Below are 19149 nucleotides of genomic sequence, written 5' to 3'. Positions count from 1 at the left end.
CCAGCTAAGCCAGTTGATTTAAAAAATCCTGTACCGTCTGGTTGAACTGCTCAGTTTGATCATCATGGACATAATGCGATGCACCCGCAATTTCCACCGCCTGCACATGATGTTTCTTTGCCCTGATTTGCTGAAGCGTCTGAGCAGACAGAAAATCAGACAGGCCACCTTTGATGAATAAGGTCGGACAATTCAAACTTTCAACCGCAGGCCACAGGTCAATCGAGGGAAAAGTCAAACGTGCCTTGGCAATGCCCTCCTGATCATGTCGCCAATGAATCTGCCCCTGTTTTTCCACCAGCGTATGTTGCAGGCGGGATTGAATGCCCTGCTCATCAATCAATGGACGCAGCTTTTTCCAGAATGCAGCCGCCTCATCCCATGAGTTAAAGGACAGTGGTGTGGTCTGCATTTCACGTCGGATTCGTTCCGCACCATCGCCCTGTATGGATGAGCCTGGCCCAATATCCTCAACAATCAGCGCCCGCACCTGTTCAGGATGTAAGCGGGTAAATTCAAGTGCATTGGTGCCTCCTAAAGAGTGGCCCAACAGAATGACCTGATCAATGTTTAATTCTGCCATTAGGTCTTCAAGGTCATGCACATAGTATTCCGTCTGGTAAGTGGAATATTCCGCCCAGTCGCTTTGTCCACGCCCACGCTGGTCCAGTGCCACCACATAGAATCGTTCTGCCAGCAATGGTGCAAGCAGATGCCATGTGGCTGCATAGGAGCGTAAGCCATGCAACATGATGATGACAGGCTGTTCAGGTTGTCCCCAGCTTAAATAATGCAGTTTTAGCCCACTACGATTTTTAAAAAAATGACTTCCTGTTTGCATAATGTCCTGCCTTGAAATTAATTAAGTCAGCTCTGTTGTAAATCTATTGAAATAAATACAGGTCTTTACGGAGTCGTGCCGAGTTCTCATCCAATTTCAGGATAAGCTTTCAGCTAGACTTACTTTGGTTTCGCCCAAAGTAAGCAAAGGCATTGTCATCCGCAAAACTCGTTGACTAACGTCAGCTCACTTAATCAATCGCAGAAACAACACGTTATTAATGAAGTCCTGCCTCAAACAGTTGCGGATGACGTTTCCGAGTATCGTATTTCTTGCCGAACTCAGGTTCAGTTAATGATGAAAATTGGCGTTTTAATTCAACCCATCTTCACCCTTGATTTCAGAGGCTTTCAAACCACCTAAACGGGCATGTAAACGTCCACGGGTAGCAAAGGCCCAGATCACAATAATCTCATCGTTGTTGGGCGCATCATTAAACGATAAAGAAAAAGTGTCATAGTGTGAACGTACATACAGCGCATCTTTATGGGCCAGTGGCACATCAATGATGGTGCCCGCCACACCCCGTTTTCCTGTTGATGGCACCCATGACTTACCCCCACCAATCGCATCCCGTACTGGGTTAGCCGCAGGATTGGTCAGGAAAGCATTGCCGTGTTCATATTCACTGTTCATACCGACCAATATCGCTTTACCATAACTTTCAATGGCACGGCCCTGGGCCAAATCCTGTATGCGGCGACCAAACTCACGTCCCAGTTCAGGTGATTTCTCAATCAGTGTATTCAGGTCTTGCTGGAATTGACCTGCAAACGGGTTATGAATGGCAGCAGCAACCGCATATTTATAAATTGGTTCGCCATCTGCCAGCACACCACTTTCATTCGCCAGCGTTTCTTCTACAAAGCTGTACCATTTACGGATATGGTAATGTTCAAAATTTGCTTGTTTCATATCAGAACCGTTTAAAAAATAGGTTTAATTTCAATTGGGTTGCTTGGCGCACCCGCATCATGAAAAGCCTTGATCGCCTCAGCATCGTCATGGATGGTTTCCAGAAAGAACTCCAGACGATTGCCATCAGGGTCATTGAAATACAGGCCATTTCCCACTGCATGGTCTGTAGTCTTAACCACCTCAACGCCTTTCTGGATCAGCATGCCATGCAGTTTTTGCAGGGTTTCAAATGTGCCCTCGATTTCCAGTCCATAGTGCTGCAAGCCGAGTCCGCCCTGCTGTGCATCGGGAGCAGCCTTGATCAGGGCAATGTCATGGTGCTTGATGCCAAAACTCATCATCACCCATGCAGGGCCACGGGCATGCTCAACCATACCTAGCACATCGGCATACCATTTGGCCGACAGTTCTGGATCACGAACAAACAGTGAAAGATGGGTACGCAATACCTTGATTTTCATCTTCTGGTTCCCCTTATTTTTGAATCACCGACTGATGCAATGCCTTGATTTCAGTTTGTGCAGGTGTCCATAGCACATCAGCAATTTCACTAAATTCACGCCATTGCTTGACCCAGCTATTGCCACCATTTTCACTGATGAACAGATGACCATATTTGGTGCCTGCAATCACCTGATCAGGGTTGTTAAAATTCTGCTGAATTGCCCAGATACATGAGTTAGGTTGCTGCGGTAACGGTAACACTTCCCATGTTGCAGCGGCATCTTTGGATACCAGAATCTTACTGGTGGTGCCTGGCGTACCATCGGAAATGCTTAGATAGACCCTGTCCTGTGTTTGATGATGCGCTGACATGGCTCGAATGTAGTACAGGCCAAATTCTTCCTTGGCAATAATTCCTGTCCATGTCTGTCCATCATCAAAACTGCGGTACACCGCATTGACACAGACCACCACCACCACTTTTTGACCGTAGTTTGGCAATACCGCAATGGTATGAATGTCGGAGTTAAAGTCCCAAAGTAAACGGTCATCTAAACGCTGCCATGTATCACCACCATCCTGTGAGTGAAACAAGCCACCTTCTTCCAGACCGAACCAGATTTTATTGGCATCGGTTGGGTCATAGGCAAATGCTAATAAGCGAGGACGGTTTACTCCTTCACAGAACTCTGGAATTTCAACAGGTGCCCGATCCCAGCTCTTGCCACCATCCAGCGTCCGCCATAGCACTGCACGGGAGGGTGCGCCTGTCCCCACAAAGATTCTTTGTCGGTTTTGTGGGTCAACCGCAACTTTCCAGACGGTTTGTCCATTAAATGGGGTATCCATTTGCTCCCATTTACCACCACAGTTATGGCTGACACAGAGACCAATATCCGTGCCTGCATAAATGATTTCATGTTGCTCAGGGTCTTGTGACAGAGAGCGGGTAATGGCATCAAACTCCAAGTCTTGCCCGACACCCAGACGGTGCCATGACTTACCATCATCGCCACTACGGATGACCGCCTGACCAACGGTGGCAACCAACCATGTTCCATTTGACATAACCGCTCTCCCTTAGATAAAGATGCCACGTGTCAGGCCACCATCAATCCCGATGGACTCGCCCGTAATCGCTCCCGCTTTAGGCGAGGCAAGGAAGCCAATCAGATAACCCATTTCAATCGGTGCAAGGGTACGGCGGATTGGCGTATTCTCAATATAACCCTGACGCACCTGTTCAGGCGTTTTGTTCTGCTTCACGCCCTCACGTTCATACAGTTCCTGAATATGCGGCGTATCCACCACCCCAGGATGAATCAGGTTAACCGTAATGCCAGATGGCCCAAGCTGGTCTGACAGGGTTTTGGTCATATGGGCAATCGCAAGGTTACGCATACCCGACATCACCTTACTGCCACGACCTGTTAAACCACCGATATTAATCACCCGACCAAAGCCGCCTTTTTTCATATGTGGGGTAACGGCCTTGGTACAACGGAAATAACCGATAACTTTGGTATCCAGATCACCCAGCAATTCATGGTCTTCAGCGTGTTCAATATCATTGCGTACCACACCTGACGGCGCTGCTGCGCCATTGACCAAAATATCAATACGACCAAAATGCTGCATGGTTTGATCGACCATACTTTGTACCGTCTGCATATCGGTGGTGTCACAGAACAATGGCAACACCTCATTACCAGTCTCAGCAGAGATTTCTTTGGCCGCCTCTTCCAGATAGCTCATACGACGGGCGCAGATCACCACCTTACAGCCCTCCTGTGACAGAAAACGGGCAACATCCTTACCAATGCCCATGCCACCGCCAGTTACAATCGCCACTCGGTCTTTTAGCTCTAAATCCATGTTTTAATCCTTTTCTCTATGCTCTGATTAGTACAAATTCACACACACATTTTTGGTTTCGGTATAGGCTTCAATCACGTCATGGCTCATTTCACGGCCCCAGCCTGACTGTTTATAACCACCGAATGGCGACACGGGATCAACCACGTTATAGCAATTCACCCACACCGAACCCGCTTCAAGCTGTGCAGCAATGCGGTGTGCCTGTGATAAATCCTGCGTCCAGATGCCTGCCGCCAGTCCATAAATTGAGTTATTGGCACGCTCGACCAGTTCGTCAGTATCCGACCAGCTCATCACAGTCAGCACAGGGCCAAAAATTTCCTCTTTGGAGATACAGGCTTTTTCTTCACGGTCAAGAAAAATGGTCGGCTCAAGGTAATAGCCCTTATCAAAGCCCTCTGGACGCTTGCCACCTGTCAGCAACTCAGCGCCATCTGCCAAGGCCTGCTCGATATAGCGATTGACTCGGTCATATTGACGTTCAGACACCAGTGGCCCCATGGTCGATGCTTCATCCAGACCATTGGCAATCTTCATGCCCTGTGCCTGTTTGCATAAACCATCCAGCACTTCATCCAGCACTTTTTCATGTACATACAAGCGAGAACCTGCGGTACAGACCTGACCCTGATTGTAGAAAATCGCCTGCGCTGCGCCTGGAATCGCCTTGCTCAAGTCAGCATCTGGTAAAATGATATTGGGTGATTTCCCACCCAGTTCCAGCGTGACACGCTTCATATTGGAGGTCGCCTGCTGGGCAATGGCTTTACCCACCATGGTTGAACCTGTAAATGCCACCTTATTGACATTCATGTGTGCACTCAGCGGCTGCCCCACATCAATACCCATGCCTGTCACCAGATTGACCACACCTGCTGGGAAGCCCGCTTCCTCAAAAAGCTGCATCAAACGCACCGCAATCAGTGGGGTTTGCTCGGCAGGTTTGAGAATGGCGGTACAACCCACCGCCATTGCTGGCGCAAGCTTCCAGATACACATGGTCAGTGGAAAATTCCACGGTACAATCAGGCCACACACGCCCACAGGATCACGCAAGGTATAGTTCAGGAATGCGCCATTTGGTGCGCCTGAAACAGGCACCTGACGGCCCTCAACCTTGGTGGCAAAACCTGCAAAGTGACGCAGGATATGCGCTGCCGCACCACACTCATGGCGTGAATACAGTAATGGCTTACCATTATCCAGTGTCAGGATTTGTGCCAGTTCCTCAGTATGCTTCTCAACCAAATCTGCCAACTTAAACAATAATCTGGCACGGGTGGCTGGAATCTCATAACGCCATGTTTTAAACGCCTTGTTGGCAGCCTCCACCGCCAGATCAACATCGGCAGCATCACCTTTTGCCACATGCGCAATCACCTGCTGGGTGGCTGGATTTTCAACCTCAAAGGTCTGCTTGCTCACCGCATCGACCCATTGACCACCAATAAACAATTGCGTTGGTTTAGATAAAAAATTATGTACTTCTGGAAAAACCGTATTTAAAGCCATGTTGAATACCTCATAATTCCATTACGATTAGGTGGGGTTGCATTGATTGAGTGCTTCGGGTCAATGCCGCTTGTAATTCCTGATTGGTTCGGGTCACGGTAGACTCAAGCCCATAAGCCTGTGCCAATGCCGTCCAGTCGATTTTAGGTTGATTCAGTTCAGTCAGGGACAGTGCCGTTTCACTAAACTTCTCTACGCCAAAGCGACGAAGCTCATTCTGTAAAATGGCATAACGGTGGTTGGCCGCAATTAAAATCGTGATCGGCAGATTTTCACGGGCAATACTCCATAATGTTTGAATGGTGTACTGGGCACTACCATCAGACTGTAAACAGAACACCCGATTGCCAAGTTCAGCCAGTGCCGCACCAAAGCCTGCGGGGATGCCCTGTCCAATGGCACCACCTGTATTGGTAATCACCCGATGTTTGACCGCATCATTGGAGGCGGTAAAAAATGGATAGCCACAGGTTCCACCCTCAATGGATACAATACAGTCCTCAGTCAAACTGGCAGCCAATACTTTGGCAACCGATGCTGGACTGAGTTCAGCCTGTGCAGGGGGCAACTCGATGGCTTTAGCTGGAACAGCAACAAAGGCGGGTGCATTTAGTTCATCGGCCAGTGCATTCAGTGCCGCAGGCACATCCTCACCCACATCTACCAAATACAGTAAACGGTCGGGTTCCGCCAAACGGGATGGCAAGCCCTCATAACCAAAATAGCTGATCGGGTCAATCACGCCTGCACACACCACATAATCATACTGTTCCAGTACTTCAATGGCTTTTTCAGGGAAGTACGGCAAACGGTCCAGATCAGGCAAGCCACCGCCACGATGGCTAATCCGAGGGAATGTTTCGGCAAACATCTTGACTCGATCCAGATTTGCCAAACGTCCTGCCGCTTTCAATCCCTCTTCGTTTACGCCAGTATCACCGACAATAAACACCAGAGATTTGCCCTGTTGATACTGTTTTGCCACCGCTTCAACCTGAGTGGCAACAAAATGACGTTGTGGTGCAGCCACATGGAATTTTTTACCCAAGTCCTGAATCTGTTGAGCCTGAAAATCCATTGGTAAAATTAGGGTGGCAATTTGTCCCTTGGCTTGCCAGGCCGCTTTCATTGCATCCTGCAAATCATCACCGATACTGTTGGCATTACGGGTCATACGCACCCAGCCTGACACAGTTTTCGCCATGCTTTCAATATCGCTGGCTAACGGTGGATCATAGTTGACATGCCATGAAGCATGATCACCAATGATGTTAACGATTGGGGTATTGGCACGGCGGGCATTGTGCAGGTTTGCCATACTGTTGGCGAAACCAGGTCCCAGATGTGTCAGGGTCAAGGCAGGTTTTGCCGCCACACGACCATAACCGTCAGCCGCCCCAGAACATACCCCCTCAAAGAGAGACAGCACTGGCTTAATTCTTGTTTCTGACTCCATCACCGCAACCATCGGAATTTCTGTGGTTCCTGGATTGGCAAAACAATATTCAAAGCCAAGTTGCGCAGCCGTTTTTACAAAGTATTCCGCACCGATCATCTCTCTCACCAAAAATTAATTATTCCCTTATTAAGAGATTTATAAAACATAAAATTTATAATTTCAACAATTATTTTCATATTACGGGATTTTTTATATTTTTTAACATTTCAATTGACCAGACTGCATAACTGGTGAAAGATATGAAAAATAATTTGCAGTTTTAATCGAGACAATATGAATAGCAGTCTGGCCAGGATACTGAACGTACTTAACCTGTTTGGCCCTGAACAATTAGAAATTGATGCTGAACTTATCGCGCAAAAATTTGATTTATCAAGAACTTCATCTTATCGCTATATAAAAGAACTATGTGATGCGGGACTGATTGCCAAGCGTGGGCCAGGTGGTTATGCGCTGGGTCCCCGTGTGATTGAGCTGGACTGGATGATGCGAAAATATGACCCTGTGCTCAGCACAGGTCGTCCCTATCTGGAAAATTTAAGCCAGATTACAGGCCTTACCGTTTTTGTCAGCGCGTTTTATGACAGCAAGATCATCAACACCTTTATTCTAAGCCCCAACAATGAAATGCACTTTAGCTTTGGTCGTGGGCGACCTTTACCGCTGTTCAGGGGCGCACAGGCCAAGGTTCTCACCTCTTATAGAAGCATTAAAAAAATCAGGGAGCTTTATGAGACTCAAATTTCTAAAGACCCACAAAACCCTTATTCACTTGAGGAAGTGCTGAAAATTGCCAAGACCATTCGTAAGGATGGCTACTGTGCCACCAATAACGAGTTGAATATCGGTAATATCGGGATTGCAGCGCCAATCTTTTCAGATTTTGATTCAAAGGAAGTGACTTATAGCGTCTGTGTGGTGGGGTCTGATCAACAATTTAATTTATTGCGTCAGGAAACCATTATTGAGATTTTATTGGAAACCGCAAAAAACCTGACCAAATCCATTGTGTCCTCGCCTAAATCAGTGAATACGCCAATTGAGGTCAATGAGGAACAGATTCAACGGGAAGAGGTTGAGCATCTGGAATAACAACTCATATCCAGTCTACGGCTGTCACTTCTATTTAAATAAACAGCCGTAAATTCACTTTTAAAATAAATCAAACCACATGGCTTTAGCTGTGCTGAATCAATAAATCCGCACCTTTTTCAGCAATGGCAACCGTTGGCGCATTGGTATTGGCACTCGGAATGGATGGAAATACTGAACAGTCAATCACACTGAGCTGATCAATTCCATGTACTTTCAGGTTTAAGTCCACCACCGAATCCTGCGGACTTTGCCCCATTCGACAGGTTCCTACAGGATGATAGGTGGTTTTGCAATATTCCCGTACAAAGCTTTCCAAGGCCACTACATCATCCCGTTTTACCGTGTGGTCAGGGGCAAAAACCTCGTCAATTTCATTGGATAATGAGGGTTGCTGTAGCAAGTCCAGACCGAACTGGGTGGCCCGAATTAGACCTTTTAAATCATCTGGATGTTCCAGCAAGTTGGCCTCGATCCTAACCGCATCATCTGGGTTTTTACTACGGAGATAAAGCTGTCCCCTCGACTTAGGCCGTAAATGACACATTTTCAGGGTAATGCCATGGGTATAGTTTTTACCCTGACCACTTGGGTCATCAAACACATCCAGAACAGGCAGGAACATGGCCTGTACATCGGGACGGCCCTCATGGTTGCTATCCATAAATGCACCACCCTCCAATACGCTGGAGGCAACCACCCCCTCCCTAAATAGGAGCCACTGCAAACCATGCTTATAGCGTTTCAGCCCCTTGTCTTCACCAAACAGGGAAATTGGACGCTTAATAGTGGCATTGATTGAAGTGTGGAGATGGTCGTGGTAATTTTTTCCGACTGGCAGGTCCTGCTTGACCTCAATCCCTAGACTATCCAGATGCTCTTTCGGCCCAATGCCTGAAAGGAGCAGGATTTTTGCTGAGCCGATTGAACCTGAACTGAGTACCACACCTTTTCTGGCTTTAATGACTGTATTGGTGCCATTAATTCGGCATTCAATTCCAGTGGCCTTGCCCTGCTCAACCAGAACTTTCTCCACCTGTGTATTCAACTGCACTGTTAATTGTGGATTGTGGCGTACCGAAGCCAGATAGGTTCTTGAAGTGCTGCCACGTTCGCCATTTTTGATGTTGTGCTGATAAAAACCTACACCTTGTTGTGACTGTCCATTGAAGTCATTCACATAAGGCAGGCCCAGTTCCTGTCCCGCCTTGATAAAGGCACGTGTTAAAGGATGTTTGAGTCGGGTGTCACTGATCACAAAATGCCCTTGTGTACCGTGATACTCACCTGACAGGCTTTCATTGTTTTCAGATTTTTTAAAATAAGGCAGAATGGACTGAAAATCCCAGCCTGTGCAGCCATACACATCGGCCCATTCATCGTAGTCTTCAGCCTGTCCACGCAGATAAATCATGCCGTTGACGGAGCTACTGCCACCCAAAACCTTGCCCTGCGCACAGGACATTTCCCGATGATGGGTTCGGGCATCGGGTTCAGTGGTATAGTTCCAGGTGGAGTTGATCACCACGGGAATACCTGCTGGAATCTTGTAATTAAAGTCCTGATCACTGCCGCCTGCTTCGAGCAATAATACTGTTCCCTTATTCTGTTCAATCAGACGTGTGGCGACCACACAGCCAGCCGATCCCGCACCACAGACAATATAATCAAATTCCTTAACTTGCATGAGTTCTCCTTTGGACCTATTACCCGTTTCAGTAATACTTCACTCCCTAAAAAAGTGAGGCAGCCAAACCATCCTACCCACCTCACAAAGAGGAGCCACAGCGTTTAGAAATTCTTGGTCACACTGACATATAGACGGTCATCGTACATATCAAACTGGCTGTCAATATTATTGCCTACCCAGGCCAGTTCAGTGGTTACGCCCTTATAGTCACCACGTACCCCCACCTTGTAGTCGAAGTAATTGTCTTTTTTGCCATCGGGAACCGAACCTAGCTGGAACTCAGCAACGCTGTCCTGTTTGGTATAGCCCGCTGAACCAAACAACCGTACGTTTTCAACCACAGGGAAACTGTATTCTCCACTAAAGTAATACTCGTTACCTGAGCCAAACAGATATTCTGGAGAATAGTAAACTGCCGCACTCAAGTTATCCTGAGCAACCAGTGTGCCTGTGCGCTTATACATCACACCATATTCACCAAAATCAGCAGACTTACCATTTGGACTGAAATCTCCTCCTGGGTAATTCACATCCGCATAAAAGAAGTCCAGGCTGTTCTTGTCATCAATACGCCATGTGTAACCTACGATGGCATCGGCCTCCATACTGCCGCCATTGGGTGTAGTGGCACTTGCCCCCCATAGCATCAAGTAGGCACCTGACTGATGCGCCAGAATCATCCCTCCCTGTACCGATGGCTTATGGCTCGACTTAGAAAAACCACGACTACGGTAATCTGAGGATAAGGTTAAAGTTCCATGTACAGAAAACTGATCCATAAATGCTGCTGGAGCTGATGTTCCTGTATCTGCCTGTACCGCCTGTCCACATCCTAGAGCCAGCATGGCAGCTAAAACTGAATATTTCATATTCTTCTCCTTTTCATCCTTGTTGTTTGCCTCATCAGTCCACCCTGAATGTATGTGAGGCGATGTCATCTTTGGGGTTTCAACCTATGAAAAACAATTTTTTCCATATTATGGGATTTTATATATTTAAATAATCACAAAAACAACACATATTTTTAAATATTTACACATTACGGTATTTTTCAATATTTATGCATTATTGTAATGCAAAATGGTGCTGTATGATTGTGCAGGCTGCACCAAAATATAGAATTTTTAAATTTTTTATCGAAATATAAGAATTTTTATCTTTTTACTATTGTTTATTTCTCAATAAAGTACTATATATCCCATATTACGGGATTTTTATAAAAATAGATGGAGTTAAAAATGGAACAGAAGCAAACTGGATTTTTCTTTGATGAGTGGTGTTTCTGGCACACCACAGGCCTACATGCAACGGTATTGCCAGTCGGTGGCTGGGTACAGGCTCCATCAAGTGCAGCACACGCGGAATCACCTGAATCAAAACGCCGCTTTAAGAACTTAATGGATGTGTCTGGCCTGACCAGACAGCTGGATGCCCGTTCGGCCTCTCCCGCCACAGAGGAAGACCTATTACGTGTTCATCCCCAGCACTATCTTAGCAAATTTAAAAATCTAAGTGATCAGGGCGGTGGCTTGCTGGATGAACATGCACCCATTGGCCCTGGCAGCTATGAAATTGCCAAAGTTTCGGCAGGGCTTGCCTGTGAGGCGGTTGAAAAGGTATTGCTCGGTGAATTACAGAATGCCTACTCCCTTTCACGTCCACCTGGTCATCACTGCCTGCCAGACAAACCCATGGGTTTCTGTTTCCTTGCCAATATCCCCATTGCCATTGAACGGGCCAAAGCCAAATTTGGCCTAAACAAGGTCGCGGTGATTGATTGGGATGTACACCACGGCAATGGAACGCAACATATCTATTATGAACGGGATGATGTACTGACCATTTCCCTGCATCAGGAACATTGCTTCCCGCCTGGCTACCACGGCGCTGACGATCTGGGTGAGGGAAAAGGACTGGGCTATAACATCAACATTCCACTGTTGCCAGGCTGTGGCGATGAAGCCTATCTGTATGCCTTTGAAAGCATTGTATTGCCTGCACTGGAAAAGTTCCAACCCGACATGATCATTGTCGCCTGTGGCTATGACGCCAATGCATTCGATCCACTCGCCCGTCTGTTACTGACCAGTGAAACTTTCCGCCGTCTGGCCGAACTGACCAAACAGGCAGCTGAAAAGCTATGTCAGGGCAAACTGGTGATGGTGCATGAGGGAGGCTATGCCGAATCCTATGTTCCATTCTGTGGCTTGGCGGTGGTTGAGGCGCTGAGTGGTATCAGAACCAGCGTTGAAGATCCATGTATTGACCTGCTCAAATTACAGCAACCCAGCGCCCCCTTTAACCAGTTCCAGAAACAGCTGATTGATCAGCTCGCGCAAAAAATAAATTCAACCCCATAACTCAACGCTTCATTGCAAGGAAGCAAACGGCTTCAAGGAGTATGTCATGTTAGATCGGATGTGTTATGTCTGGGTGGTTCCAGACAGGCAAACCCAATATCGTGCTGAACGGCTGTATTTCTTACCTATTTTTCATTTCACCCGATTCAAGACTGAATGGCGCAGCAAAAAGACCAAAAACTTGGGAGAAAAATTATGAATACTCAGGCTTTTTTTGATTCCAAGGGACATATTTTTGCATTGTGCCTGTTTGCCGCCATTGGCCCACTGGTGATGATGACCACGCCTGTACTGGCCTATCAACTTGCAACTGAATGGCAGTTTGCGCCATCACAGGTCGGCACGTTCTTCTTCTATGAACAAATCTTTATGGGGGTTGCCGCTTTACCTGCGATTTACTGGGCAAAACGCTATTCACCGCAAAAAGTCATGAAAGTGTTTATTTTGCTATTTATACTGGGAAATTTCCTGTCCCTGTTTGCCAATAGCCTGACCACGCTGGTGCTGGCCCGTTCATCCGCTGCCTTTGCGGCTGGCAGCATCATGATTGTCACCATGGCAGCATGTAGCATGACCTCCAAACCTGCCCGAACCTTTGCCCTGTGGCTGCTTGGACAAACCATTTTTGGTGCCCTCGCCATTCTGGTATTGCCACACCTGTTCGCCCAGTTTGGTTTAAAGGCATTCTTTGTGTTGTTGATTGTACTGATGCTGATCGCAACACCTTTTTATAAACAGTTCAGCAATGAAGTTCCGCAGGCACCCCAGCAAACCGAACAGCATGCCAACCATCCATCCAGCCTTTCCATCATCTGGAGCATTATTGGGGTTGCATCGGTGCTGTCTTTCTTTATGTCGATCAGCAGTATCTGGACATTCCTGACCAGTATTGGCCTGAACTCCAACATTCCAGAAGCATCCATTAATGGCTATTTATCCTTTGCCACCTTATTTGGAATTTTGGGCTGTTTTGTTGCCACCTTTATTGGGCATCGGGTCAGCCGTATTGTGGTGGTGATTATTGGCTTTATCCTGTTCTTTATTTCCCTGTTCCTCATGCTCGGCACCATTGCAGCATCGACCTTTATGACCTCAATTGTGGTGTTCAAGTTTGCATGGATGTTTACATTCCCATTTATCCTTGCCAGCCTCGCCATGATGGATCATACAGGCAGCATTATGAAATATGTCAGCTTGATGATTGCGATTGGTATGGGCGTTGGCCCTGGCATCTCAGGCCAGATTATTGAACAAACCGCAAGCTTTAACACCCTAATCATGTATGCCATGGCGATGTTTGTCATCTCCTTGGTTCTGGTGACCCTATTGAATGGCAAGTTCCGTAAACATCAAAACAGTGGGCAGGCAAACTCCTTAGCACATTGAACCGATCAATCCACAACATAAAGCCAGTCAACTGACTGGCTTTGGTGTTTTTAAATTAACCCTTTTTCAATAAAGTTTCTAAAAATAATTCTTTCTCTTTTTATTGTTATCTCATTCCAAGACCAAACAAAAAATACGACCTATTTACACTGCGCCAATGTTTGTGACGGCGTTTCACCAAACAACTTTTTATAGTCTGTGGCAAATTGCGATAAATGCCAGAATCCCCATTCACTCGCCACCTCACTGACCGACACCGATTCAGCATTCTGGATAAAGGTGCGCCTTACCCCATTCAAACGTAAATGTTTCAGGAACTGTGCAGGACTCTGCCCCGTGATCAGCTCAAAACAGTTCTGCAAGGTACGGCGGGAGGTATAGGTCAGTTGGCACAACTCATCCATTGTGGGTGGGTTATCATGGCAGGACTGCATGGCATCGAGTGCACGCTGCACCACAATCTTGGCCTTACGTGCAGAGGTCCGAATCTCGTTGCGTTGCTGTTGCAAGGCCTGAACATACTGAAAGCCCAGATCCAGAATCTCGGATTTTGCCTGTTGCATACTGGCCAGGTTTGTTGTGTGAAGTCTGGAGAGCTGATTTAATAAAACCGAAAGTTTGCAATAAATTTCCTGTGCCAAGGGTTGATGGGTCAACATGCTTGCACCCTGTGGAATCTCTCCTGCCTCGGCCAGTAAAGACATGGGCAGACTCAGCGACAAAAAAGACGACTGCGGTGGTGTCCGCATCATGATTTCACCACCCTGACAAAGTGAAATAATTTCTGAACCCTGTAATGCCTGCCCCATCCACAGGGCTGGGTCGGACAGGTTGGAAAACACGCCTAGACACAGTGAGTCGGCTTTGCCTTCGCCACTCTGGAAAATCGAGGGACTGATTTTTTCTTCATAGATTTGAATGTCATCCAGCCAGAGTTCATTTAAGTGGCTTTCAAAATGGCCTGAGGAAAGCTGGTTATAGGATAGCGACCAGTCCTTTAAAATCTGGGTATGCTGCAACGACTCCCGAATTTGAAAGGCATGCAGCAAACCTGAATTTACATCTGGTTCAACGACTAACATCCGTGCCTCGCTTTGACCTAAAAATGTAAAAATATCTTATAGTTAGGTTTAAATAAAAAACCCAGTCCTGTTTTTATTGTAAAACGAATCACCTAATTGGCAAGTCTTTAAATGTAATTATTTCAAATGTATATCCAAGCACATTTCGCCTAAAAAATATTGAATATTTATGGTCAACTGATATGAGAAAAAACTCAAATTTAGCTCTGGTAACGGTAGATATCCAGTCCCTCACTACGAATCTGTGTCGGCTTTTGGGAAATGATGTCACTCAACAAACGCGCAGAACCACATGCCATGGTCCAGCCCAGTGTGCCATGACCTGAGTTGATAAACAGGTTGCTATAAGGTGTTTTACCGACAATTGGCGTGCCATCGGGAGTTGCAGGCCTCAAGCCCGTCCAGAAATTGCTTGGCTCCATCGAACTCGCCAAGGGGAAAAGTTGCTGTAACACCATTTTCAGGGTGTTTTCACGTTCGGTATGCAGGGATAAATCAAAACCGCTAATTTCCGCCATGCCCCCCACCCGAATACGGTCATCAAAACGGGTCAGTGCGATTTTATAGCTTTCATCCAGAATGGTAGACACAGGAGACATTTCCGCATTTTTAATGGCGGTAGTAATGGAATAACCTTTGAGCGGATAAATTGGTGCAAATAAACCCAGTTGTTTCAACATATCACGGCTATAGCTCCCCAACGCCATCACATAGGCATCCGCGGTGAGCTGTGAACCATCTTCCAGTATCACCTTGCTTATTTTTTGTTGATCTGACTGAATCGACTGGATACGACTATTCAAGCGGAACTGTACCCCTAGCTCTTTGGCATACTGCGCAATTTTCTGGGTAAATTTTTGGCAATCGCCTGTCTGGTCATTCGGCAGGCGCAATCCGCCCACAAAATCAACCTGTGCATGCGCCAAGGCAGGTTCAACCTCAATCACACCCTGTTTGTCCAGCAGTTGATAAGGAACACCCTCTTCTTTCAGCACCTCGGTATCTTTCACAGCGTTGTCCAGCTGTTCCTGTTTCCTGAACAGTTGCAAAGTACCCAACTGGCGCTCATCAAAATGGATGCCTGTTTCCTGTCGTAGTTCATCCAGACAATCACGGCTATATTCAGACAAACGTACCATGCGTTCCTTATTGATCTTATATCGGTTTTTCGTGCATTCACCCAGCATTTGCAGCATCCAGCGATACTGAAAAATGTCACCTGTCAGCTTCAGCCGTAAAGGCGCATGATGCTGAAACAGCCATTTAAAGGCTTTTAATGGAATGCCAGGCGCAGCCCAAGGTGAAGCATAGCCTGGGGAAATCTGGCCTGCATTGGCAAAACTGGTTTCAAGGGCAACATCAGGCTGACGGTCAACCACAATCACTTCATGTCCTGCCTTAGCAAGGTAATAGGCAGTGGTTGTGCCAATCACCCCTGCGCCCAAAACAAGAATATGCATATTACACCTTTAAAAATTATATTTTTCAGCAATATAAATCAAGATAAACAGGATTAGGGTGCTGATAAAGCCAACACCCGATCCTTAATTGAGCTAGTGAAGCTCTGGTTTTATCGGTCAACCTGTTCAAACGCGGTCTGTAGTGCATTGACCAAGAGATCACAGCCCGCCTGATCAAGCACCAAAGGTGGCGCAAGCACAATTTTCGGTCCAACTGGACGCACTACGGCACCCGCATCACGACATGCCTCGGTAATACGCCAAGCCAGATTGTTGTCAGGTGCGATAGATTCACGGGTGTTTTTGTCTGATACAAGATCAATCGCCAGCATCAAGCCCTTGCCACGTACATTGCCCACAGATGGAAATTTTTCCTCAAAGGTTTTTAGCTGGGTCAACAGGCTATCGCCCATTTTGGCGGCATTGGCAGGCAGGTCTTCTTTTTCCACAATATCCAGAACTGCCAGTCCTGCCGCACAACCCAATGGATGCCCACCATAGGTATAACCCTGCATCAAAATGCCACGATGATCCTTGTTCTGTAAAAAGGCCTGTTCAATTCGGTGATTGATCAAAGTTGCTGACAGTGGCACATAGCCTGCGGTCAGGGCCTTGGCAAACACCATGATGTCAGGTTTTACGCCCCAGCCGCGTGAGCCGAACATATTGCCGCTACGACCAAAGCCCGTCACCACTTCATCAGCGATCAGTAAAATTCCATATTTATCACAAATCTGGCGAACCAAAGGCCAGAAATTGGCTGGCGGTACAATCACCCCACCTGCGCCCTGCACAGGTTCAGCAATGAATGCAGCCACACTGTCTGGGCCATAGTAGAGAATGTCACGTTCCAGTTGCTCGGCAACTAGACGTCCCAGTTGTTCTGGATCATCACAGTTCCATGGGTTGCGATACAGCCACGGTGACTCAATTTGTGAACAGCCCTCCAGCACAGGACCATAGTTCATGCGGTAAATGGACAGGCCCCCCACGGATGTGCCACCGAAATGCACGCCATGATAGGCATTTTTCAGAGAGATAAAACGGGTACGCTGTGGCTGTCCCTGTAAAATCCAGTATTGGCGCGCAACTTTTAGGGCGGTTTCAACCCCATCTGAGCCACCCGTACCATATAAAACCCGTGCCATATCCTCCTGAGCCGTCATGTCAATCAGTTTATTGGACAAGGCTTCAGCTTTTGGATGACTCACTCCATCAAACAGTTGGTAGTAGGCCAACTCATCCATTTGCTGGCTAATTGCCTGTTTGACTTCTGAACGATTATGGCCAACATTGACACACCACAACCCAGCAAAGCCATCCAGCATTTTGCGGCCTTTGTCATCCCAGACAAACAGTCCATCACCCTTGACGATTCGCAATGGCGCCTTGTTTACCCAGTTGTTTGGATGAGTCATTGGATGCCAGAATTGGTAATCATTTTTTTGAACCACTGAACTATTCATACGTTAAACTCCTTGTCAATTCTGACATTAAGAATGAGTGACAATGTCTGCGACATTTGCATATTTTTGAGGATTGATATGTTTCAGTATACGGGCCGTGATCATGCCAATGAGCATGCAGGCAAGCAGTAACCACGGTAAAAACAGCACCACTGGCGAAGAAGAACCGCTCAACATTTCCAAATTGCCAATCACCACATACAGCATCAGCAACATACCCAGTGCGGAAATGATCGGGGCAATCAAACGGCTCCAGATCGACACAGGCAGGTCTTTATGTTGTTGAAAATATTTAATGACAGCGAATGAAACACCGATCTGCAACACCAGAATGGCCATACTGCCCAGCACCGATGCCCATGCGAAAATATTGATCATTGGATCAAGCTGAAGTAATCCAAAAATCACCAGTGCAACAATCATAAAGATGCCCTGCGCAATACTGGCGATATAGGGTGTTTTATAGGTGGCGTGGGTTTTTGCCAGTTTTGACCATAGCAAACCATCACGGCTAATGGTAAATAGATAACGGGACAATGAATTGTGAAAGGCCTGGGTTGCTGCAAACAGGCTGGTGATCAACAGGATCGAAATCAGGTCAACTGACCAACCACCCAGCAATTGTTCCGCAACATTGTAGACATAAACGCCTGGGTCTTTGGCTGCCTCTGCAACAATATTATTGGCACCTGTATACTGTACAAACACCCATGCGGTTAGTGCGTAGAACACAGTAATAAGGATAACGGCGGTAAAGGTTGCCTTGGCGACGATTTTTTTAGGTTCCCGACATTCCTCCGCATAAATTGCGGTTGCCTCAAAACCAATGAAAGAACAGATTGCAAACACCATGGCGATGCCAAAATTACCATTGAGAACCGTGCTCGGCTGAAAAGAACTAAACTCCCATGAGACTGGTCGAGTCATAAACACCAGATCCATCAACAGGACAATGGCGATTTCAAGCAGCATCAGTATGCCAAGCACCTTGCCACCAATCTCTACCTTGGCAATGCCCAATGCAATTACCAGCAACTGCATCAAGGCGGCATATCCCCACCACGGCAAACTGATCCCAAGATGTCGGGTGACAAACTGCTCCGTAAAGAAACCGAACATGGCACTGCATGACAGCTGCATTGCGGCGTAGGCCAGTAGTGCGACATTAAAGCCCGCCAACCCACAGGTCACGCCCAGTCCCTGTACGATATAGGAATAGAATGCACCTGCATTGACCACATAGCGGCTCATTGCCACCAGACCAAAACTAAAGATAAGCAGCAATGCGCCTGCAACAATGAATGTCCCTGCCACCCCTGCACCATTGCCCGCCATAAAGGCCACAGGCAAGGCACCGACAACGCCAGTTAAGGGCGAGGCGGCGGCAACAACAAAAAACACCACGTACCACAGCCCTAGACTTCCTTTCTGGAGTTTATTTTCTTCTGCCATACTGATCTCCTTCCTTGATCATTTTTGAGTCTATAAAGGAAGAACGGACAGGCGTTATCAAAATATGGCAATTTTTATGATGGGCAGAAAACTCTGATAGCTTCGATAC

General features: G+C 46.9%; 17 protein-coding genes. 4 read left to right on the top strand and 13 right to left on the bottom strand.

Annotated elements, in window-relative coordinates; all coding sequences use genetic code 11:
- Positions 1-4: 4 nt before the first annotated feature.
- From N5J47_RS08955 to N5J47_RS08925, 7 genes are all read right to left on the bottom strand, one after another.
- Positions 5-841, bottom strand: coding sequence for an alpha/beta hydrolase (locus N5J47_RS08955; RefSeq protein ID WP_279959622.1), 837 nt, complete (start codon positions 839-841; stop codon positions 5-7).
- Between the two features lie 312 nt (positions 842-1153).
- Positions 1154-1756 carry an amino acid synthesis family protein gene (locus N5J47_RS08950; protein ID WP_279959621.1) on the bottom strand — a complete coding sequence of 201 codons (603 nt, stop codon included), beginning with the start codon at positions 1754-1756 and terminating at the stop codon, positions 1154-1156.
- 11 nt (positions 1757-1767) lie between these two features.
- Positions 1768-2220, bottom strand: coding sequence for a VOC family protein (locus N5J47_RS08945; protein ID WP_279959620.1), 453 nt, complete (start codon positions 2218-2220; stop codon positions 1768-1770).
- A gap of 13 nt (positions 2221-2233) precedes the next feature.
- Positions 2234-3271, bottom strand: coding sequence for a YCF48-related protein (locus N5J47_RS08940; RefSeq protein WP_279959619.1), 1038 nt, complete (start codon positions 3269-3271; stop codon positions 2234-2236).
- 12 nt (positions 3272-3283) lie between these two features.
- Complete coding sequence (locus N5J47_RS08935) at positions 3284-4078, bottom strand: SDR family oxidoreductase (RefSeq protein WP_267980282.1); 795 nt, start codon at positions 4076-4078, stop codon at positions 3284-3286.
- Between the two features lie 27 nt (positions 4079-4105).
- The gene (locus N5J47_RS08930) at positions 4106-5593 is read right to left on the bottom strand and encodes an aldehyde dehydrogenase family protein (RefSeq protein ID WP_279959618.1); all 1488 of its coding nucleotides are present in this window, start codon (positions 5591-5593) and stop codon (positions 4106-4108) included.
- 10 nt (positions 5594-5603) lie between these two features.
- The gene (locus N5J47_RS08925) at positions 5604-7148 is read right to left on the bottom strand and encodes an acetolactate synthase large subunit (RefSeq protein WP_279959617.1); all 1545 of its coding nucleotides are present in this window, start codon (positions 7146-7148) and stop codon (positions 5604-5606) included.
- A gap of 177 nt (positions 7149-7325) precedes the next feature.
- Between N5J47_RS08925 and N5J47_RS08920 the strand changes: the two genes are divergently transcribed.
- Positions 7326-8144, top strand: a complete 819-nt coding sequence (locus N5J47_RS08920) for an IclR family transcriptional regulator C-terminal domain-containing protein (protein ID WP_267980279.1) — start codon at positions 7326-7328, stop codon at positions 8142-8144.
- A gap of 85 nt (positions 8145-8229) precedes the next feature.
- Here N5J47_RS08920 and N5J47_RS08915 read toward each other — a convergent pair whose 3' ends face one another.
- Both N5J47_RS08915 and N5J47_RS08910 read right to left on the bottom strand, forming a co-directional pair.
- A complete protein-coding gene (locus tag N5J47_RS08915; RefSeq protein WP_279959616.1) occupies positions 8230-9831 on the bottom strand; it encodes a GMC family oxidoreductase N-terminal domain-containing protein in 1602 nt (533 codons plus the stop codon).
- Between the two features lie 104 nt (positions 9832-9935).
- Positions 9936-10703, bottom strand: a complete 768-nt coding sequence (locus tag N5J47_RS08910; RefSeq protein WP_279959615.1) for a TorF family putative porin — start codon at positions 10701-10703, stop codon at positions 9936-9938.
- Positions 10704-11072: 369 nt separating this feature from the next.
- Between N5J47_RS08910 and N5J47_RS08905 the strand changes: the two genes are divergently transcribed.
- Genes N5J47_RS08905 through N5J47_RS08895 form a run of 3 tightly spaced genes read left to right on the top strand, consistent with a single transcriptional unit; the run spans position 11073 to position 13580 of the window.
- Complete coding sequence (locus N5J47_RS08905) at positions 11073-12194, top strand: class II histone deacetylase (protein WP_279959614.1); 1122 nt, start codon at positions 11073-11075, stop codon at positions 12192-12194.
- Between the two features lie 46 nt (positions 12195-12240).
- Positions 12241-12393: a hypothetical protein gene (locus N5J47_RS08900; protein WP_279959613.1), complete on the top strand. Its 153-nt coding sequence runs from the start codon at positions 12241-12243 to the stop codon at positions 12391-12393.
- Complete coding sequence (locus N5J47_RS08895) at positions 12390-13580, top strand: MFS transporter (RefSeq protein WP_279959611.1); 1191 nt, start codon at positions 12390-12392, stop codon at positions 13578-13580. The genes N5J47_RS08900 and N5J47_RS08895 overlap by 4 nt, the downstream gene beginning before the upstream one ends.
- Positions 13581-13720: 140 nt before the next feature.
- On the opposite strand, the gene N5J47_RS08890 is transcribed toward N5J47_RS08895, so the two are convergent.
- The 4 genes from N5J47_RS08890 to N5J47_RS08875 all read right to left on the bottom strand — a co-directional run bounded on the left by N5J47_RS08890 (position 13721) and on the right by N5J47_RS08875 (position 19040).
- Positions 13721-14662, bottom strand: coding sequence for a helix-turn-helix domain-containing protein (locus N5J47_RS08890; protein WP_279959610.1), 942 nt, complete (start codon positions 14660-14662; stop codon positions 13721-13723).
- A 200-nt stretch (positions 14663-14862) separates the two neighbouring features.
- A complete protein-coding gene (locus N5J47_RS08885; protein ID WP_279959609.1) occupies positions 14863-16122 on the bottom strand; it encodes a D-amino acid dehydrogenase in 1260 nt (419 codons plus the stop codon).
- Positions 16123-16232: 110 nt separating this feature from the next.
- Complete coding sequence (locus N5J47_RS08880) at positions 16233-17588, bottom strand: aminotransferase class III-fold pyridoxal phosphate-dependent enzyme (protein ID WP_279959608.1); 1356 nt, start codon at positions 17586-17588, stop codon at positions 16233-16235.
- A gap of 27 nt (positions 17589-17615) precedes the next feature.
- Positions 17616-19040 (bottom strand): APC family permease, encoded by a 1425-nt coding sequence (locus N5J47_RS08875; protein ID WP_279959607.1) that lies wholly within the window; start codon positions 19038-19040, stop codon positions 17616-17618.
- Positions 19041-19149 lie beyond the last annotated feature (109 nt).

It is taken from the genome of Acinetobacter sp. GD03645, from assembly GCF_029845285.1.
Taxonomy (GTDB): Bacteria; Pseudomonadota; Gammaproteobacteria; order Pseudomonadales; family Moraxellaceae; genus Acinetobacter; species Acinetobacter corruptisaponis.
Note: the sequence above shows the minus strand (reverse complement) of the source record. Positions and strands in the feature narration are given on the sequence as shown.